The 19,362-nt window shown below is 33.2% G+C and carries 19 protein-coding genes; 17 read left to right on the top strand and 2 right to left on the bottom strand.

Annotated elements, in window-relative coordinates:
- Positions 1-77 precede the first annotated feature (77 nt).
- The 7 genes from AC4CVH_RS13900 to AC4CVH_RS13870 all read left to right on the top strand — a co-directional run bounded on the left by AC4CVH_RS13900 (position 78) and on the right by AC4CVH_RS13870 (position 6,914).
- The gene (locus tag AC4CVH_RS13900) at positions 78-995 is read left to right on the top strand and encodes an ATP-binding cassette domain-containing protein (RefSeq protein WP_490788347.1); all 918 of its coding nucleotides are present in this window, start codon (positions 78-80) and stop codon (positions 993-995) included.
- The gene (locus AC4CVH_RS13895; RefSeq protein WP_490788346.1) at positions 988-1,761 is read left to right on the top strand and encodes a hypothetical protein; all 774 of its coding nucleotides are present in this window, start codon (positions 988-990) and stop codon (positions 1,759-1,761) included. Before AC4CVH_RS13900 ends, AC4CVH_RS13895 begins: the two co-directional genes overlap by 8 nt.
- 13 nt (positions 1,762-1,774) lie before the next feature.
- Entirely contained in the window at positions 1,775-2,677 is a 903-nt protein-coding gene (locus AC4CVH_RS13890; RefSeq protein WP_490788345.1) for a sensor histidine kinase, read from the top strand.
- A gap of 115 nt (positions 2,678-2,792) precedes the next feature.
- Positions 2,793-3,416: a class I SAM-dependent methyltransferase gene (locus tag AC4CVH_RS13885; RefSeq protein WP_490788344.1), complete on the top strand. Its 624-nt coding sequence runs from the start codon at positions 2,793-2,795 to the stop codon at positions 3,414-3,416.
- Between the two features lie 17 nt (positions 3,417-3,433).
- Positions 3,434-3,880 (top strand): MarR family winged helix-turn-helix transcriptional regulator, encoded by a 447-nt coding sequence (locus tag AC4CVH_RS13880; RefSeq protein ID WP_490788343.1) that lies wholly within the window; start codon positions 3,434-3,436, stop codon positions 3,878-3,880.
- A 191-nt stretch (positions 3,881-4,071) separates the two neighbouring features.
- Positions 4,072-5,721 (top strand): hydroxylamine reductase, encoded by a 1,650-nt coding sequence (hcp, locus tag AC4CVH_RS13875; RefSeq protein WP_490788342.1) that lies wholly within the window; start codon positions 4,072-4,074, stop codon positions 5,719-5,721.
- A 155-nt stretch (positions 5,722-5,876) separates the two neighbouring features.
- Positions 5,877-6,914: an FAD:protein FMN transferase gene (locus tag AC4CVH_RS13870; protein WP_490788341.1), complete on the top strand. Its 1,038-nt coding sequence runs from the start codon at positions 5,877-5,879 to the stop codon at positions 6,912-6,914.
- A gap of 55 nt (positions 6,915-6,969) precedes the next feature.
- Here the strand turns inward: AC4CVH_RS13870 and AC4CVH_RS13865 are convergent, their stop codons facing one another.
- Together AC4CVH_RS13865 and AC4CVH_RS13860 are read right to left on the bottom strand one after the other, a co-directional pair.
- Positions 6,970-8,532: an acyl CoA:acetate/3-ketoacid CoA transferase gene (locus AC4CVH_RS13865; RefSeq protein WP_490788340.1), complete on the bottom strand. Its 1,563-nt coding sequence runs from the start codon at positions 8,530-8,532 to the stop codon at positions 6,970-6,972.
- 233 nt (positions 8,533-8,765) lie between these two features.
- Positions 8,766-10,466: a sigma-54 interaction domain-containing protein gene (locus tag AC4CVH_RS13860; protein ID WP_490788339.1), complete on the bottom strand. Its 1,701-nt coding sequence runs from the start codon at positions 10,464-10,466 to the stop codon at positions 8,766-8,768.
- Positions 10,467-10,570: 104 nt separating this feature from the next.
- Here AC4CVH_RS13860 and AC4CVH_RS13855 point away from each other — a divergent pair, with 104 nt between their 5' ends.
- From AC4CVH_RS13855 to tig, 10 genes are all read left to right on the top strand, one after another.
- A complete protein-coding gene (locus AC4CVH_RS13855) occupies positions 10,571-10,906 on the top strand; it encodes a YnfA family protein (protein WP_490788338.1) in 336 nt (111 codons plus the stop codon).
- A 384-nt stretch (positions 10,907-11,290) separates the two neighbouring features.
- Positions 11,291-12,208, top strand: coding sequence for an aspartate carbamoyltransferase (gene pyrB, locus AC4CVH_RS13850; protein ID WP_490788337.1), 918 nt, complete (start codon positions 11,291-11,293; stop codon positions 12,206-12,208).
- Positions 12,209-12,227: 19 nt separating this feature from the next.
- Entirely contained in the window at positions 12,228-12,668 is a 441-nt protein-coding gene (locus AC4CVH_RS13845; RefSeq protein WP_490788336.1) for an aspartate carbamoyltransferase regulatory subunit, read from the top strand.
- A gap of 27 nt (positions 12,669-12,695) precedes the next feature.
- Complete coding sequence (pyrF, locus tag AC4CVH_RS13840; protein WP_490788335.1) at positions 12,696-13,574, top strand: orotidine-5'-phosphate decarboxylase; 879 nt, start codon at positions 12,696-12,698, stop codon at positions 13,572-13,574.
- Between the two features lie 3 nt (positions 13,575-13,577).
- Positions 13,578-14,357 carry a dihydroorotate dehydrogenase electron transfer subunit gene (locus tag AC4CVH_RS13835; protein ID WP_490788334.1) on the top strand — a complete coding sequence of 260 codons (780 nt, stop codon included), beginning with the start codon at positions 13,578-13,580 and terminating at the stop codon, positions 14,355-14,357.
- A 16-nt stretch (positions 14,358-14,373) separates the two neighbouring features.
- Positions 14,374-15,261, top strand: a complete 888-nt coding sequence (locus AC4CVH_RS13830; RefSeq protein WP_490788333.1) for a dihydroorotate dehydrogenase — start codon at positions 14,374-14,376, stop codon at positions 15,259-15,261.
- 33 nt (positions 15,262-15,294) lie between these two features.
- Positions 15,295-15,876 carry an orotate phosphoribosyltransferase gene (gene pyrE / locus AC4CVH_RS13825; RefSeq protein ID WP_490788332.1) on the top strand — a complete coding sequence of 194 codons (582 nt, stop codon included), beginning with the start codon at positions 15,295-15,297 and terminating at the stop codon, positions 15,874-15,876.
- Positions 15,877-16,103: 227 nt separating this feature from the next.
- The gene (locus AC4CVH_RS13820; RefSeq protein ID WP_490788331.1) at positions 16,104-16,886 is read left to right on the top strand and encodes a hypothetical protein; all 783 of its coding nucleotides are present in this window, start codon (positions 16,104-16,106) and stop codon (positions 16,884-16,886) included.
- Between the two features lie 72 nt (positions 16,887-16,958).
- The gene (locus tag AC4CVH_RS13815) at positions 16,959-17,741 is read left to right on the top strand and encodes a sugar phosphate isomerase/epimerase family protein (protein WP_490788330.1); all 783 of its coding nucleotides are present in this window, start codon (positions 16,959-16,961) and stop codon (positions 17,739-17,741) included.
- Positions 17,742-17,987: 246 nt separating this feature from the next.
- Positions 17,988-19,280, top strand: coding sequence for a trigger factor (gene tig / locus AC4CVH_RS13810; RefSeq protein WP_490788329.1), 1,293 nt, complete (start codon positions 17,988-17,990; stop codon positions 19,278-19,280).
- Positions 19,281-19,362 lie beyond the last annotated feature (82 nt).

The raw sequence follows: 19,362 nt of genomic DNA, 5'->3' as shown, positions 1-19,362 counted from the left end.
TTTATGGTTTATTTATGATTTTTTTAAGAGTCCTTGAAAAACAGTATGTAAAATAATGAGTATGAGGAGGGCGTAATATGAAAAAATCAATTTTAAAAGTAACAAATATAAAAAAACAGTATAAAAATCAAACTGCTCTTGAGAATATAAATTTTGAACTTTATGAGGGTGAAATATGTGCTGTTATAGGAAAAAATGGAGCTGGAAAATCAACACTTTTCAAAGTAATTTCAAATGAGGCGTTTCCAACAGAGGGAGATATAACTTTGTTTGGAGAAACATATGGAAAACACAACTCAAGACATAGAATGGGCACCATGATTGAAACAAATGTATTTTTTGACAAATTAAATGCCGTACAGAATCTTGAATATTATAGATTGCAGCGTGGCATTCCAGATAAGGATGTAATTCACAAGGTTATTTTGGATGTTGGACTTGAAAAGCAGATTAAAAAGAAATTCCGAGAATATTCACTTGGCATGAAGCAAAGACTTGCGATTGCTCTTGCACTTATGGGTTCGCCAGATTTTTTGCTGTTGGATGAGCCTATAAATGGAATGGATCCCGAAGGAATAGCAAATATGCGTAAATTTTTTTTGAAACTTAATCAAGAACATAAGATTACAATTTTGATTTCAAGTCATATTTTATCAGAGTTACAGTCTATTGCCACACGTTTTGTATTCTTAAACGACGGAAAAATTATAAAGGATTTGTCAAAAGATGAATTTCTAAAATTAAGCCATGAATATATCTCAATTTATACGAATGATTCAGGGAAGACATGCGTTGTTCTTGAAAATTTTTTCAGAGATATAGATTACAAGGTTTTCAAAGACAAGCATATTGAGATATACAATCATATTGAAGAGAGACAAAACATAAATCGTATTTTGAATGAGAAGGATATAGACATACTTGAAATGGCAGTCAAGTCTGAAAATCTTGAGGAATATTTTTTGAATCTTGTAGGAGGTGACAGTGATGATTAACTTAATTAGAAGTGAAATGTATTCTTTAATGAATTCAAAGGCTTATCGTGTAATAATTTTGGTAGTAGTTGGAATTATAGTATGTGCAGGATGGGTTTTACAGCATTTTAGATTTAATGAACCGGGATTTTCATATGGCACACAGAAATTTTATTATTCTAATCTTCTTTCGGCGGGTGTGCTTATTATAGTATTATGTGTTGAAGTTGTATTTGTGTTTACAGTTAAAAGTAAAAATAAAATAGCACAGACAATATCATTTGGATACTCAAGAAGTGATGTATTTTTGGCGAAGCTTGTAGCTTCTATCATAGGTAATATTTTTATGGCTTTGATTGCAATAGTTACTATTGTTTTAAGCGGAAATTATATTTTTGATCTAGTTTGCAATTCAACTGTTACAAACTTTATGGTTGCATTTACAAATTTAATCCCGATTTTTGCATCAAGTATTATATTGGCATACGTTTTATGTATAAATGGCATTTCAGAAGTTTTGGCGATGCTTTTAGTATTATTTTTATACAGCGGTCTTGGTTGGGCTCTGAATGTCATATATGGCAAGATGTATGAGATATATGGTAGAATATATATGTTGGAGTATGTTATAAACTGGATGCCAAGTAAGCTATTGGATAATAATACATTGAATTATATGTCAGGCAATCCTGCAGCGGATTTGAAATGCTGGGTATTTGGAATTTGTGTTATAATTGCAAGTATGGCATTTGGAGAAGTGATTTTTAGAAATAGGGATTTTGCCTAAAGGATAGGAAGTTATGATTTATATTTTTGTAATTTTGGTATTGGTATTGATCTATTTATTCATAAAGTATTATTTTATGAGGTCTAATGTTAGAATTCTTACATCAGAGCTTAAAGAGTTAAATAGAAATATATCGGAGACCAATAGTAAAATGTATATTGGGGCACCGGATGGTTCAACTGAAAACTTGGCAGCTGAAATAAATAAATTTGTAGATGTTTATAAAGAACTTCAGAAGGAAGTTTTAGGGGAGAGACGTGAAAACAAACGTATGATGGCTGATTTTTCTCATGATTTGAGAACACCTCTTACATCTGTAATTGGATATATAGATGTGATTTTAAATTTTTCGATTTCAGAAAAAGATAAAGAACAGTATATGAAAACTGTAAAGTGCAAACTTGAAGCTTTAAATAATATGATTGATTTATTATACGATTTTTCATTAATTGATTCGGGAGAATATCCTGTTGAATTTGCCTCATGCTCAATTTATCAGATTTTATGTGACAGCATTTTGATGTTCCACAAAGATTTTGAGAGAAAACATATTGATTTAAAACTTGATATTGATGAAAATACACCGCTTATCATGATTGATGAGAAGATTACAACTAGAATATTCATGAATCTTTTAAAAAATGTTCTGCGTTATGGAGATACATACTGTAAAATTGAAATGAAAACTGAAGATGAATATGTTTATGTAGGAATTTTAAATGATTGTGAGTATATGAATGAAGAAGATGTACAAAAACTTTTTGAGAGGATGTACAAGAAAGATGCCACAAGATCGATGAACTCTTCAGGACTTGGTCTTTCAATTGTAAGGGAGTTTATGAAGCTCCAAATGGGAAAGATAGAAGCTTCTTATAAATATGGCGTGTTGAAGTTACAGTTGTATTTTAAAAGATGAATAATTTCACTTGTCTTATGATTGGAATTGATTTAAAATCATATGGATGTTATACTAAATTAGTACGATAAATAAACTATTTTATAATCGAACTAATTTAAGGAGACGAGATAAAATGAATATAGAAGATAACTTTAAAAGAAATTCTAAAGATAATTTTGACAAACAAGCGTGTGATTATGAGAATGGACATGATGGCAGATTTGTGAAAATAATGTATAATGAAATTGTAAGAAGAGTAGAGAAGATAAATCCTGAATCTATTTTGGATGTAGGATGCGGTACGGGAAATATTTTATCCATTTTAAGACAAAAGTGTGATTCTAAACTTTATGGAATGGATATTTCAGAAAATATGATAAAAAAAGCAAAAATGAAGCTTGGAAAGTATGCTGAATTTAAAGTAGGAGATTCTGAGTTTATGCCATGGAAAGATAATAGTTTTGAAATGGTGGTTTGTAATGCTTCATTTCATCATTATCCGAATCCAGAAAAAGTTTTATCTGAAATGAAGAGAGTTCTTGTACCAAAGGGAACTCTTATAATTGGAGATCCTACGGCACCATTTATATTTAGGCAGCTTCTTAATTTTTGTTGTAAAAGGGGCAGCACTGGAGACTATAGAATATATTCTATGAGAGAGCTTGAAGGAATGCTTGAAAAATGTGGATTGCATGTTTTTGAGGCTTCCAAAATAAATTATAAAAGTTTTGCACTTAGTGCATGCTCCATAAAATAGGTTGATGGAGTGATTGTTTGGATATTGAAAGTGAAAAGCAAATTCAAAAGTTAAGTGAACTTTGGCATTATATGATGCTGAAAATTAACAATAAAGATATGCAGGCAAAGTTTTGCAGAATAAAAAATTTGAATGCAACAGAGCTAGGAATACTTAGAATTGTTTCTAAAAAACAGAATGCAATTATAAAAGACATAGTAAATGGACTTCATGTTTCTAAAAGTACTATTACAAGTGCCATAAACAGAATGGAAAAGAAAAATTTGATAAAACGGGGTATAAGCAGCAGCGATAAGCGTTCTTACAAATTAATACTTACCGAAGAGGGAAGGCTTGCACAAAAAGAACATGAAGAGTTCGAAAGGGACTTTTACAAAAAAATAATAATGGCTTTTGATACTGAAGTTGAGAGACAAAAGTTTTTAGAACTTATGGAAAAGTTATTAAAAAATATTGAATTTTAATAAGATAAAAATAATTTATCTGGACTTCGAGGCATCCTTAATGGATGTCTTTTTGTTGCTTAAAAAATAAAATATTTAGTAATGGTACCCTATGTTACGGAATTTATTAAAATAATATTATATTATGTAATTGTCGAAGAAAAATTTATATGTGTAAAAGTTACTTTAAAGATAAAATAGGAGGATTTTATATGAGCATGTTTTGTTATCAATGTCAGGAAACAGCCGGAGGAAAAGGCTGTACAAAAAGAGGCGTATGTGGAAAGGTAGACAAGGTTTCGAATTTACAGGACTTGATGTTGTATACATTAAAAGGAATTGCACTTCTTGAAGATAAAGCATTAAAAAAGGGAATCAAATTTTCAGAGGCAAATCATTTTATGCTGAACGGTCTTTTTATGACAATTACAAATGCAAATTTTGATGATGCTGATTTCCTCGAGAAAATAAAGGAAGCTCTTGAGCTTAGAGATAAAATAAAAAATGAACTTCTAGACAGAGGAGTGGACATTGGAGAACTTCATGATGCATGCGAGTTTTCAGTGAAAACCGATAAAGAAATAATAGAAAAATCAGAGGCAATGGAAGTGGGCGTACTTGCTGTAGGAAATGAAGATATACGTTCACTTAAGCAAATGATAACATATGGGATCAAGGGAATGGCGGCATATGCAGAACATGCACTTAACCTTGGAAAAGAAAATGAAGAAGTTAATGAATTTATAATAAAGGCTTTGGCATCTACACTGGATGATACATTGACTGTAGATGAGCTTGTAGCATTGACGCTTGAAACTGGTAAGTTCGGTGTTGATACAATGGCAATGCTGGATTCTGCCAACACTGCGTCTTATGGAAATCCGGAAATAACAGAGGTAAACATAGGAGTTGGCAGCAATCCTGCAATACTTATATCAGGGCATGATCTTAAAGATTTGGAAGAACTTCTGGAACAGACACAGGGCACGGGAGTAGATGTTTATACTCATGGAGAAATGCTTCCAGCACATTACTATCCATTCTTCAAGAAATATTCCAATTTCATAGGAAACTATGGAAATGCATGGTGGAAACAAAATGAAGAATTTGAAACATTCAATGGACCTATATTGTTTACGACAAACTGTATAATACCACCAAGGCAAAGTTATAAAGACAGAGTATATACTACAGGTGCAGCAGGATATCCGGGATTCAAGCATATAGGAGACAGAAAAGATGGAAGTCAGAAAGATTTCAGCAAAATTATAGAACATGCAAAAAGACTTCCTGCACCAACAGAAATAGAAAGTGGAAAGATAGTTGGAGGATTTGCACACAATCAGGTATTTGCTCTTGCAGACAAGGTAGTTGAGGCGGTTAAGTCAGGTGCCATAAAAAAATTCTTTGTTATGGCGGGCTGTGATGGAAGAATGAAATCAAGAAGCTATTATACTGAATTTGCAGAAAAGCTTCCAAAGGATACTGTAATACTTACTGCAGGATGTGCAAAATACAGATACAACAAGTTGAAGCTTGGCGATATTTGTGGAATACCAAGGGTGCTGGATGCAGGACAATGTAATGATTCATATTCTCTTGCACTTATTGCACTTAAATTAAAGGAAGTATTTGGACTTGATGATGTAAATAAGCTTCCTATAGTTTACAATATAGCCTGGTATGAGCAAAAGGCTGTAATAGTACTACTTGCACTTTTATACCTTGGAGTGAAAAATATTCATCTTGGACCAACACTTCCGGGATTTCTTTCACCAAATATAGCTAAAGTTCTTGTAGATAATTTTGGAATAGCAGGAATAGGAAATGCAGAAGATGACATTGAAATGTTCTTAAAATAATATAGTAATTGAAATTAAAATACAGTTGGAATTTTGCAGTTTATGACGAAATTTCAGCTGTATATTTTTATTTTGGGAGGAATTTTTCGAATTATGGAGAATATATAAAAAGGGTTTGAGTTGTTATAAAAAAATTTCCTAGAAAGGTAAGAGATATGAATTCTAGAAAAACTATAGTATGTGTTTTAGTAATTGTGATTTGTATAGTGTTTGGTATAGTATTTTTCAACAAAACAAGTAAAAAGCCAGTAACCAAGCAAACTGTTGCACTTGATACTGTAATAAGTCTTAAATATTATGGAAAGAATGCAGAGAAGGCTGTTGATGAATCGATTAAGCGCATTTCAAAGATTGAGAATGAAATGTCTATATTTTTGCCGAATAGTGAGGTTTCAAGGATAAATGAAAATTCAGGTAAAAATGCTGTAAAGGTAAGCAGTGATGTGTTGTATGTGGCTCAAAAAGCGTATAAGCATGCTGAAATTTCCAATGGTGCATTTGATGCAACAGTAGAACCAATTACGTATTTGTGGGGAATAGGCACGAGCCATCAGAAAGTTCCAACCAAGAATGAGATTGAGGAAACGAAAAAACTTGTTAATTACAAGGATATGATTATTGATGAAAAAAATTCAACTATCAAGCTCAGACAGAATGGCCAGGGAGTTGATTTTGGCGGTATAGCCAAAGGATATTGTGCAGATGAGCTGAAAAAAATATGTGATAAATATGGTATTGAATCCGGAATTATAAATCTAGGAGGAAATGTATATGATGTAGGGAGTCAACCTAGTGGAAGTCCATGGAGAACCGGTGTTCAGGATCCTCTTGGAGAAAATGGATCATATATAGGAATCATAAAAAACACAGATAAGTCTGTTGTATCGGCAGGTGACTATGAGAGATTTTTTGTAAAGGATGGGAAAACTTATGGTCAGATATTCAATCCTCTGACAGGATATCCATCTAAAAATGGAGTGATTGCAACAACTATAGTATCGGATTATTCCATAGATGGAGATGCATTTTCAAACAGTCTTTATGTTCTTGGAGTCGACAAGGGACTTAAGCTCATAAAGTCACATAAAAATATAGATGCATTATTTGTAACTTCTGACAAGAAAGTATACCTTACACCTGGAATGAAAAAGATTTTCAAATTGACAAATACCAGTTATAAGATTGCAAATTAAATAGAACTTTAGATTATATAAACCCCGATGACTATACGGGGTTTATATAATTGTATTAAGCAATAGCTTTATTTTTAATTCCCATGGGTTTTTCCATAAATATTCTGCAATCCATGACTTTTAAATCATTTGATATAATAGGTTTGAAATCCATGTGTTGTAATATGTCCTTTTCGATATCAATTCCAGGGGCAAATTCTTTTAATATTAGCATTGAGTTTTTAAGTTCGAATACCGCTCTTTCTGTAATATAAATTACTTGCTGATTTATACTTTTAGAATATTCGGAGCTGAAGGTAATTTGCTGTACTGAATCTACAAATTTATTGAATTTGCCTTCCTGCAGTATTTTCAATTTGTTATCTTCTATTGAAGTTTTCAATCCTCCGCCTGTGAAGGTACCACAGTAGACAACTTTCTTGGCATTTTGGCTTATGTCTATAAATCCACCACAGCCTGCAATTTTAGTGCCAAATTTGCTTACATTTATATTACCGAATTTATCGCATTGAGCTAGCCCAAGAAATGCCATGTCCAGTCCGCCACCGTCGTAAAAGTCAAATTGACTTGACTGGTCAAGTATGCTTTCTGGATTCATTGAAGCTCCGAAACTGAGTCCGCTTGAGGGTATGCCTCCAATTCCGCCGGATTCTATTGTGAGTGTTATTTCGTCGGATACACCTTCTTCCTCCGCAACCTTGGCAACGCCTTCAGGCATTCCAATTCCAAGATTTATTATGGAATTTGGAATAAGCTCCATTGCAGATCTTCTTGCAATTACTTTTCTTTCATTTAAAGGCATTGACTTTTCAGAGCCAATAGGTGATCTAGTTTCTCCAGAATAGGATGGGTTGTAATATTCACCAAAAGTCTGCATATGATTATCACGATTTCCAATTACTACGGCATCAACGTATATTCCTGGAATTTTTACCTTTTTTGGATCCAGCGAGCCTTTTGATACAATATCCTCTACTTGAACAATTACAATTCCACCAGAATTTTTGGCTGCCTGTGCCATTGCGGTTGCATCAAGTGTGGCAGCTTCTTTTTCCATTGTCGTATTTCCATATTCATCCGCATAGGTCGCTCTTAAAATGACTACATCTATTGGAAAGGATCTATAAAATAAATATTTCTTATGATTCATATTTATTGATTCCACAATATCATTTTTTGTAATATCATTTAGCTTGCCGCCTTCAATTTCAGGATCTATGAAAGTTTTTAAGCCTACATGGGTTATGGTACCGGGACGCTTTGCTGCAATGTCTCTGTAAAGCTGGGATATTACTCCCTGAGGAAGATTATAGGCTTCTATTTTATTTTCTACGGCCAGTTTTTGGAGTTTTGGGGTAAGGGACCAGTGACCTCCTATTACTTTTTTTATTAATCCTTCATGACCAAAGTGATTTAAACCTTTGGTGCTATTGTCACCTTGACCGGCAGCAAATACAAGAGTCAGATTTTTTGGAGTTTTGTTTTTCAAATATACCTTTTCTATCTCAGCAGTTATATCCTCTGGATGTGCGCATCCGACAAATCCACCAACTGCAACAGTATCGCCATTTTTTATTAGACCTACCGCCTGATTTTTAGAAATCAGTTTTGATTTCATGACATTCATCTCCCGATAATAGTTTGAATACAATCCAGCACAATTGCTGTTGTATTCCATAATATACAAGGCAATTATTATGCCAAAGGTGATAATTGTTATATAACAGTGATTTTACGGTATATTTAAAAATGTCATGTATTTAAAATATACACTTTTAGGGAATGATTGCTTTGAAGTTATAAATAAAGTGCTTTTGCGAACTATAAAAATATTTAACATGTAAATTTTTTTTACATAATTTTATAAGTTTTTATTTTATTGTACAGGTTGACTCTGCTTATTCCAAGTATGCGGGCTGTTTTATTTTTGTTCCAGTTGTTTTTTTCAAGGCAGTCTGCGATAATTTCCTTTTCCATATTTTGAATAATTTCTTTTAAATAACCTTCTTTTGCAGAGCTTATAGGTTTTTTGAAGTTGTTTGCAGTCAGCCTTGAAGGCAGATGTTCGAGATTTATTACAAGGTCCGAATCAAGCATATTAACAGCACGTTCTATAATATTTTCCAGTTCACGTACATTTCCAGGCCAGTCATATTTCATTAAACAGCGAACTACTTCTTTTGACATGCCTTCAACGTATATACCGAGTCTATTTGCAACTTTGATCTTTAAGCTGTTTGCAAGAATTGGTATGTCTTCTTTTCTATCTCTCAAAGGGGGGAGCATTATTCTCATAACATTGAGTCTGTAGTACAAATCCTCCCTGAATTCACCGCTTTTGATGCTTTTTTCAAGATTTTTATTTGTAGCGGATATAATTCTTACATCTATTTTTTTTGACTCGACGCTTCCTATTTTTTGAATTTCCCTGTCTTGAATGACTTTTAAAAGTTTAACCTGCATATAAAGTGGCATGTCTCCAATCTCATCAAGAAATATAGTTCCACCATCTGCAAGTTCAAATTTACCCTTTTTACCACCTTTTTTGGCACCGGTAAAGGCACCTTCTTCGTATCCAAATAGCTCTGATTCAAATAATTCAGGGGGAATGGAAGCACAGTTTATTTCTATAAAAGAAGCAAGGTATCTATTGCTTGCATTGTGTATACCGTGTGCTACGAGCTCCTTGCCGGTGCCGCTTTCACCTGTTATTAGAACATTTGAATTAGTTTTTGCAACCCTTAGGGCAAGGGATTTTACTTTCTTTATTTTAGGAGAATTTCCTATTATGTTTTCAATGGAATATTTAGCTTTTTTCTCTTTTTTAAGTGCATTTTTATAAAATTCTATTTCTTTTTGCAAATTGTTTAATTTCTTGCTCAAAGTATAAAAATCACTGATATCTTTAAACATTACCTTTCCTATAGCACCTAATATTTTATTCCCCTTTTTTATGGGAACACGCATGGCAATCATTTTATTTCCTTTTATCTCCTGGATGGTGCCTATTTCTGTATTCCCATTTTTTATTACTTCATGAAGTCTTGTATTTTCTATTATGTCTACAACTTTTTTACCTTCTGGGTTACTGCAGTTTAAAAAGTTTTTGTATGCCTTGCTCATCATGGTAATTATGCCGTTTTGATTAACAAGTACAATACATTCATTTAAAGTATTCATTATGGTATCAAGTATGTCTACATAAGTTTCGTTGTCTATGGGTACAGTGTTTATATGATTCGTGCTTTGTCTGATTATAGACAAAGCTCCTAGAATAGTACCATCTGTAATCAAGGGTATTATGTTTTCTGAAAGCCTTCTGCCGTTTACAATCAATGTTTTATTTGAATTATATTCCCCTGTTTTTAAGATTTGAGTCAGTTTTGTTCCATGAACAACATCCGGTGCATAGCTGCCTATGTTTTCCTTTGAAATTGATAATAGCTGCTGTGCCGTTTTGTTTATAATCGTAAGGCGTCCATCTTTGTCAACTGCTAGTACAGCCTCATCTATATTTTCAATTAATGTACTAAAATATTTTTGTAAAAACATAACATACCTCCCAGAGTTAATAAATGCATTGTGAAAAATTATATTATAGACTTATAATACTATTATATTATTTAGTTCCTTTATATGAGGAGGTTTTGTTTTTTATGGAAATTATCAAGTCTGTATTTTATTTTCTTGTTGCAGGTCTGTTTGAGATTGGAGGAGGATATCTTGTATGGATGTGGCTCAGGGACGGAAAAAGTATACTTTATGCTGCTGCAGGTGCTTTGAGCCTTATAATATACGGAATAATACCTACACTTCAGCCTAAAGGTGTTAATTTTGGAAGAGTGTATGCAGCTTATGGAGGTATATTTATAGCACTTTCAATTTTATGGGGCTGGAAGATAGATAATGTAGTTCCTGACAGATTTGATTTGATTGGCGGCGCTGTTGCAATCGTCGGTGTTTGTATAATAATGTATGCACCTCGTGGATAATGAAATAATTAATACATAGTTAATAAATATGTCATTAAGTTGTAACATAAAACTTATAAAATAAATAATATCTTAAGGTGTAGCCTTAAAGAAAGCTGAATAATAGTTCCCCCTATTATGTATAGCGAAAATAAAGAGCGGTCCGCCTGGCGTGACTGCTTTTTATTTTTTTGGATAAACTATTTTTATATTGACTTTACTTAAGGTATATGCTATCCTTATAACAATTAAATATTACCTTTAAACAAGTCCTGTGAGATTTGGAAGGTGTAATTTTTAAATTGTTTAAAAATTATTTAGATAGTGTAATTATGCCTTCGTTTGAGAAGGCATTTTTTATACCTTTAAATTTAGCACCGAGAGGCTAAGAAGGAGGAGTGTCGAATGTTAAAAGGAAGACATCTTATAGATATAAAGAATTTTAGTAAAGACGAACTTGAAGAAATTTTTAATCTTGCGGATGAGATAATAAAAGATCCAAACAAATTTTCACATTCATGTGATCAAAAAATACTTGCTACTTTATTTTATGAACCTAGTACAAGAACAAGGCTTAGCTTTGAAACTGCAATGCTGAGGCTTGGAGGAAAGGTAATAGGATTTTCGGAACCAAATTCAACTTCCGTAACAAAAGGGGAGAGTGTGGAGGATACCATAAGGATAGTTGGCTGTTATGCTGATGTAATAGCAATGAGGCATCCAAAGGAAGGAGCTCCAAAACTCGCATCCATGTATTCGGAAGTTCCAGTTATAAATGCAGGTGACGGCGGGCATCAGCATCCAACTCAAACATTGACAGATCTTCTTACAATTAGATCAGTAAAAAAGACACTTTCAAATTTAAAAATAGGTTGTTGCGGTGATCTGAAATTTGGAAGAACAGTTCATTCATTTATAAAAGCCATGTCTATGTATGAAAACAATACATTTACTTTGATATCTCCAAGGGAATTGAAAGTACCTGATTATGTAAAAAAAGAAATGGAAAAAAATCATTTGAAGTATAGTGAAACACAGAAGCTGGAAGATGCTATAGGGTCACTTGACATACTTTATATGACAAGAGTTCAAAAAGAAAGATTTTTCAATGAAGAAGAATATATAAGGCTCAAGGACAGTTATGTTCTAGACAAGTCGAAAATGATGAATGCTCCTGAAAGCATGATGGTACTTCATCCTCTTCCTAGAGTCAATGAAATATCTTATGAGATTGATGATGATCCGAGAGCGTACTACTTTAAACAGGCAAAGTACGGTGTATATGCGAGGCAGTCTCTTATACTGAAACTTCTTGGAATATAAAAAAGGATGGTGAGTATTTTTGCTTAAGATTACGAGTATAAAGAATGGAATTGTGATAGATCATATAAAAGCTGGTTACGGCATAAAGATATTTAATTATTTGAAGCTTAACAAGGCTGATTATTCTGTGGCGCTTATAATGAATGCACAGAGTCAAAAAATCGGAAAAAAAGACATAATAAAAATAGAAAACAAGCTTGAACTTGATTTTGCAGTTCTTGGTTTTATAGATCCAAACATAACAATAAATATAATAAAGGATGAAAACATAGAAAAAAAGCTTAAACTTAAACTTCCAAAGACAATTCGCGGTATAATAAAGTGCAAAAATCCGAGATGCATAACTTCTATAGAAAAAAACCTGTCTCAGGAATTTTATCTTGCAGATGAGCAAACAGGTGAGTACAGATGCAATTATTGTGACGAGTCATATCAAACTTATGATGATTTTATAATATGATTATACAGTGAAAGGAATAATTTTATAATGATAATAGATAAATTATATGATAGCGTAAAACAAAAAGGACATGTATGTGTCGGACTTGATACATCAATTGAATATATGCCTGAAGAATTTACAAGAAAATATGAGAGTGTGGCAGATGCCATACTTGAGTATAATAAGAACATAATAGATAGTACATTTGATGTTTGTGCCTGCTACAAAGTACAAATTGCATATTATGAAGCACTTGGAATTGAGGGAATGATCGTATATTCAAAAACACTAGATTATATAAGGGAAAAAGGTTGTATTTCCATTGCGGATATAAAGCGGGGAGATATCAAGAAAACTGCTGATATGTATGCAAAAGCTCATTTTACTGGAGACTTTGAAAGTGATTTTGTTACATTGAGTCCATACATGGGACTTGATTCTCTGGAAGCATATTTCCCATATATGAAAAATAATGAAAAGGGTGTTTTTGTTCTTGTAAGAACTTCAAATCAGGGAGCAAAGGATATACAATATCTAGAAACCGATAATAATTTAAAAGTTTATGATGTTCTTGGAAAAAGTTTAAATTACAAAGGTAGAGATTTCCTTGGAAAATGCGGGTACAGTTCAATTGGAGGAGTAATGGGGTGTACTTATCAGGACGAAGGAAAAAAGCTGAGGTCAGAGATGGACACTACATTTTTCCTTATACCCGGATACGGAGCTCAGGGAGGCGCGGCATCAGATGTTGCAGTGTATTTAAAAGATGGAAATGGTGGAGTTGTGAATTCATCAAGAGCAATACTTATGGCATATAAAAAATATGAAGATGGATATAAAAAATATGAGGAATGTTCAAGGCGTGAAGTAATTAAAATGAGAGATGATATTTTGAAAGAGGTAACGAGTATTTCTGGAGAATAAAATATGATTTTCGAAAATGGAGGGGCAAAATTGGAAGATAAACTTGAATATGCTTCCTGTGAAGTAATAAAAAATGTCAATGTGAGAGATAACGTATATAAACTTGAACTTGCGGGAAGCTTCAGAGGAGTTCCAGGACAGTTTTATATGCTAAGGTCATGGGATTCTGAGCCAATGCTTTCACGGCCTGTAAGTATAAATTACCTTGATGGTGAAAAAATTGTGTTCCTGTATCAGGTTGTAGGAAAGGGAACTGAGATGCTGTGCAACTTAAATAAAGGTGACAAGTTAAAAGTCATGGGGCCTCTTGGAAATGGATTTGATATGTCTTCCGCCTGTGGGAAAGTTGCTGTTGTTTCAGGAGGTATTGGAATTGCACCATTTTTATATTTTGCAGAAAAGTTGAAGGAGAAACATGACAAGTCACTGGTACTTGATGTATATGCAGGATTCAGAGAACATACATATATGATTGATGAAATTGGGCAATTTGCAGATAATGTGTACTGTTCCGTTGAACAGGGCAATGAGGGAAAGAGGGGATATGTTACCGATATATTTGTTCCCGAGAATTATGACTGTGTTTTGTGCTGTGGACCTGAAAAGATGATGATGAAAGTTTTGGACATGTGCAGAAAAAAATCAGTGCCTGTTTATGTATCAATGGAAAAAAGAATGGCATGCGGTATAGGAGCCTGTCTTGTATGTACCTGCAAGACAAAAAGCGGAAATAAAAGAACATGCTGTGATGGGCCTGTTTTCAGCGGGAAAGATTTAAATTAGAAAAGAGGGAATATGTGTGGAGATTTGTGGAGTCGAGTTTAAAAATCCTGTAATAGCTGCTTCTGGAACTTTTGGGTTTGGAATGGAGTACAATAAACTTTTTGATGTGTCAAGGCTGGGTGGAATTTGTTCCAAAGGACTTACACTGAATGGAAAGCCTGGAAACGACGGAATTAGAATTTTTGAGACTTCCTCTGGAATATTGAACAGTGTGGGACTCCAAAATCCGGGAATAATGCATTTCCTTGAGTTTGAACTCCCAAAAATGAAAAAATTCGATACTGCAGTAATAGCTAATTTGGGAGGGAGTACACTTAGTGATTACGTAGATGGAGCGGAACTTCTTTCAAATTCTGATATAGATATGATAGAACTCAACATATCATGCCCAAATGTCAAATGCGGGGGAATGGCTTTTGGAATAAAATCAGATACGGCCTATGAAATTGTATCAGAAGTAAGAAGTTACTGCAGAAAGCCTCTTATAGTAAAGCTTTCTCCTAATGCGGAAGATATTGTAGATATGGCTTTGAAATGTGAAAAGGCTGGAGCGGATGCACTTTCACTTGTAAATACCTTCAAGGCCATGGCAATTGATATAAAAAACAGGAAAGCTGTTTTTAACAATGTCACCGCAGGACTTTCGGGGCCAGCAATAAAACCCATAGCAGTGAGGATGGTGTATGAAGTTTCAAATTCAGTTGACATTCCTGTTATAGGAATAGGAGGAATAGTGTCTTGGAAAGATGCCGTGGAATTCATAATGGCAGGTGCAAGCCTTGTCCAGGTTGGAAGTGCAAATTTTATGAATCCGCTTGCATGTGTTGATATAATTGATGGATTGAATGACTATATGAGAAGTGAGAATATAAAAGACATTGAAGAAATACGTGGAATAATTTAAAATTGCGTTTTTATAAGTAGGGAGGATTAATATATGAATACAGATGAAATGGTGATAGACAATTTAAAAGAGGTTGGAGCGCTGCTTGAAGGACATTTTTTACTGTCTTCGGGAAAACACAGTGATGCATACTGCCAATGTGCAAAACTCCTTCAGTATCCAGACAGGTCGAGTAAAGTATTGAAAGTTGTTGCAGATAAGATAAAGGAACTTGATTTTGACTTGATTGTTGGACCTGCAATGGGAGGTGTAGTGGTTTCCTACGAACTTGCAAGACAAACTGGGAAGCCGGGAATATTTGCAGAAAGACAAAATGGAAATATGACAATAAGGAGAGGCTTTGAAATAAGAAAAGGTCAGAAGGTTATAATATCGGAAGATGTAATAACTACGGGAAAATCATCTCTTGAAGTTGCAAAAGTAATAGAAGGTCTTGGCGGACAAGTAGTTGGACTTTGCTGTATAGTGGACAGAAGAATTGAAAGTGCAGATATACCATATGGTGTGTATAGTGCGGTGAAACTTGATGTAAAAACATATGATGCGGATAATTGTCCGATGTGCAGGGAGAAAATACCTTATCAAAAGCCTGGAAGCAGGGTTTTTAAAAAGTAAAATACGCTTTTCAATATTTTCAGACAGTTTATGTTGTGTCTGGAAATATTTTTTTACACTTTTGTATAAATTCATAAAATGTTAGTATTATTTCTCAGACTTTTGAGTTATAATAAAAAATGAGTTTTATTGTAGAGGCTAATTTTAATTGATTAGTTCATTAAGTTCTGCCTATAAGAAGTTAGTGAGGGGAGGTACTGCTGTTATATTTAAACAGCGGAAATCTATTGAGAAAAAAACCAAGTATTTTCAGCAAAGATTATGAAAAACAGATGAAACGCAGAAAGATAAAGATATTCTCAATTTTTGCAGTTTGTCTGATACTGATAGTTTTACTTTGTATTTATTTGACAGGTACCTTTAAAACTGTTTTAAGAGATATGGGCAAGAAAAATCAGAATAATACTGTGCAAAATCAAAGTACCAAAAATAAAGCAAGTGTTGCTCCGGCTAAAAATATTCCGGATAAAAGTGAACATAAAAAAACACAGTATACAGTAAAACTAAGCAATGGTAAAAGTGTTAATTTGATATACGAAAAAAAGAATAATAGTAAGGTATTTAAGGATGTTACGCCAAAAGATGCTGATTTAGCCTACAGCATAAGTCCTTCGGGAAAAAATGCCGTTGTCTTTGACAGTAAGTCTCAGAGTATTCTTTTGTTTGATATAAATGGCAATAAGCAGGATATAACAAACCAGCAGTATGTATCCAGTTCTGGAACGGTTATATCCAAGAGCAGTCAGTTGGCATCAACTCCAGGGTATGTATGGTGTTCTTCACCTAAATTTATAGATGACAATAATATTGCCTATATAAGTCAGCTTCCGTGGCTTGGTAGAACTTCCAAATATGTTTGGATTGAGAATATACCAAATAAGAGCCATGTAATGGTTCAATCAATAGAAGGTGACGATATAAAATTTGGAGATGTCTCAAATAGCAAACTTGCAGTTACTGTGGATTCAAGTACAGTATATATTTCAAACACAGGTGATATTAGCCAATAAAGTTAATTTATTGGCTTTTTGTTTACAAAAAATTTGAACGTTACAAGATACCAGGAGGTGTTTTTATAAATTATGAATATAGGATTATCATCTGCAAGTTTTTATCCCGATGTAAAAACAGAGGATAGTATAAAGCTTATGAAGTCTCTTGGTTTTAATTCAGGGGAGGTATTTTTGAATACGCTTGGTGAGTATGGCGTTGAATTTGGAAAAGTTCTTCTTGAGAGAAAGTTAAAATATGAATTTGACATAAGTTCGGTCCATGCATTTTCTGCATCTTTTGAGCCATATATTTTTGATGCATATAAAAGGAGAAGGGAAGATTCACTTCATATATTCAGGGAAGTATGCAGAACTGCCAAGCTTATAGGTGCGCGCTGTTATGTATTTCATGGAATGAGATATAGAAATATTGAAGATGTTAATATGAATTTTGTAGTTGATATATATAATGAACTTACATACACGGCAGCAGAATATGGAATAAAATTGTGCCAGGAAAATGTATCATGGTGCATGTCAAGAAGCATTGAATTTTTGAATGAGATAAAAGAAAAGTGCCGGGGACCACTGTACTTTACTTTTGATATAAAACAGGCATTTAAGGCAGGGAAAAAGCCGGAAGAATATATAAAAGCGATGGGAAAAGATATAAAAAATTTTCATATAAATGACAGAGATGCAAAAAATATTTGTCTTTTGCCTGGACGTGGCGATGTAGATTACAAAAAAATATCTTGTAAATTTAAGGAAATAGGGTATAATGGAGTAGGTATAATTGAAGTTTATAGAGAGAATTACACCAAATATAGTGAGCTCTCGGATTCAAAAGAATATCTTGAATCACAATTTTGATTGTTTGGATCCAGCTTCATGCATGTATTTGTATTTTGAGTGAATTTGTGCGTAAAATGGATAGAATGAATAAAATATTTAAAAGTGTCTATAAAATTTGTGACTTTTGGTATATAATTATAATGAAATAAATAAATTTTTATGTAATTTAGGTAAATTGAATGCCTGGCTATAATTTTATTTATAAATATATGTTATAATGTCATGGTTAATATAAGTGCATAGTGTAATTAGGAGGAAATAATAATGAGCGTTAAAATGGAGAAAGTTGAAAATAACGTAGTAAAATTGGAAATAACGGTGGAATCGAAAAAATTTAATGAAGCAATTAAAAAGGCATTTGCAAAGAATGCGAAAAAATTTAATATACCGGGATTTAGAAAAGGGAAGGCCCCTATGAGTATAATAAAGAAATATTACGGTGAGGGAGTATTTTATGAAGATGCTGTAAATTTCTGTTGCGACGAAACATATCCTGAAGCATTGGAAGAAAAGGATGTAAAACCAGTTGATTATCCTAAAATTGATGTAGTTCAGGTTGGAGGCAATAAAGATTTTGTATATACAGCTACAGTTACAGTAATGCCGGAGGTAAAACTTGGAGACTACAAGGGAATTGAAGTTAAGAAAAATACATATGAAGTTGAGGATAAAGAGATAGAAGATGAATTGAAATCAAGACAGGAGAAAAATGCAAGAATAGAGACCAAGGAAGATGGAACTGTTGAAAAAGGAAATATAGCAGTTATTGATTTCAAAGGATTTGTAGATGGAGAAGCTTTCTCTGGCGGTGAAGGAAAAGATTACGAGCTTGAGATTGGTTCAGGCACATTTATAGACAATTTTGAGGATCAGCTTGTAGGACTTAAGGTAGGAGATTCGAAGGATGTTACTGTAACTTTCCCTAAAGAGTATGGTTCTGAGGAATTGAACGGAAAAGAAGCATTGTTCAAGGTTGATGTAAAGGGAATAAAGATAAAGGAACTTCCTGCACTTGATGATGAATTTGCAAAGGAAATATCAGAATTTGATACACTTGACGAAGTTAAGGCAGATATAAAGAAGAAAAAAGAAGAGGAAAATAAGCTTAGAGCCGAGAGAGAATATGAAGATGCTGTAATGGATGCAGTTAGCTCGAATGCTGAAGTTGATATACCTGATGTAATGATAGAAAAAGAAATTGACAGCATGCTTAAAGATCTTGAAATGAGACTCAAGTATCAGGGACTTGATTTGGACTCGTATTATAAATATACAAATAATACTGAGCAAAAAGTCAGGGAATATATGAGAGAAACAGCAGAAAAGAGAGTTAGAAATGATCTTGTAATTAAAAAGATAGCAGAAGATGAAGAAATAAAGGCCACAGATGATGAACTCTTAAAGAGAGCATCGGAGATAGCTAAACAATATGGAAACAAGGAAACAGACAAGATGGCAAAACTTATTCTTGACAGTCAGAAAAGTTATATTGAAACAGATGTGGTAAATGAAAAAGTTGTAAAAATGCTTGTTGACAATAGTAAAGCAATAGCATAATATGTTGTGTAACACTAATTAATTGCTGGATATTTTCTGGCAATTAATTTTAAATAAAGTATATTTTAAATTATAATTTTTA

The sequence above is a fragment of the Clostridium pabulibutyricum genome, assembly GCF_058242705.1.
The sequence above is the reverse complement of the archived record's forward strand: the minus strand, read 5'-3'. Positions and strand labels throughout refer to the sequence as shown.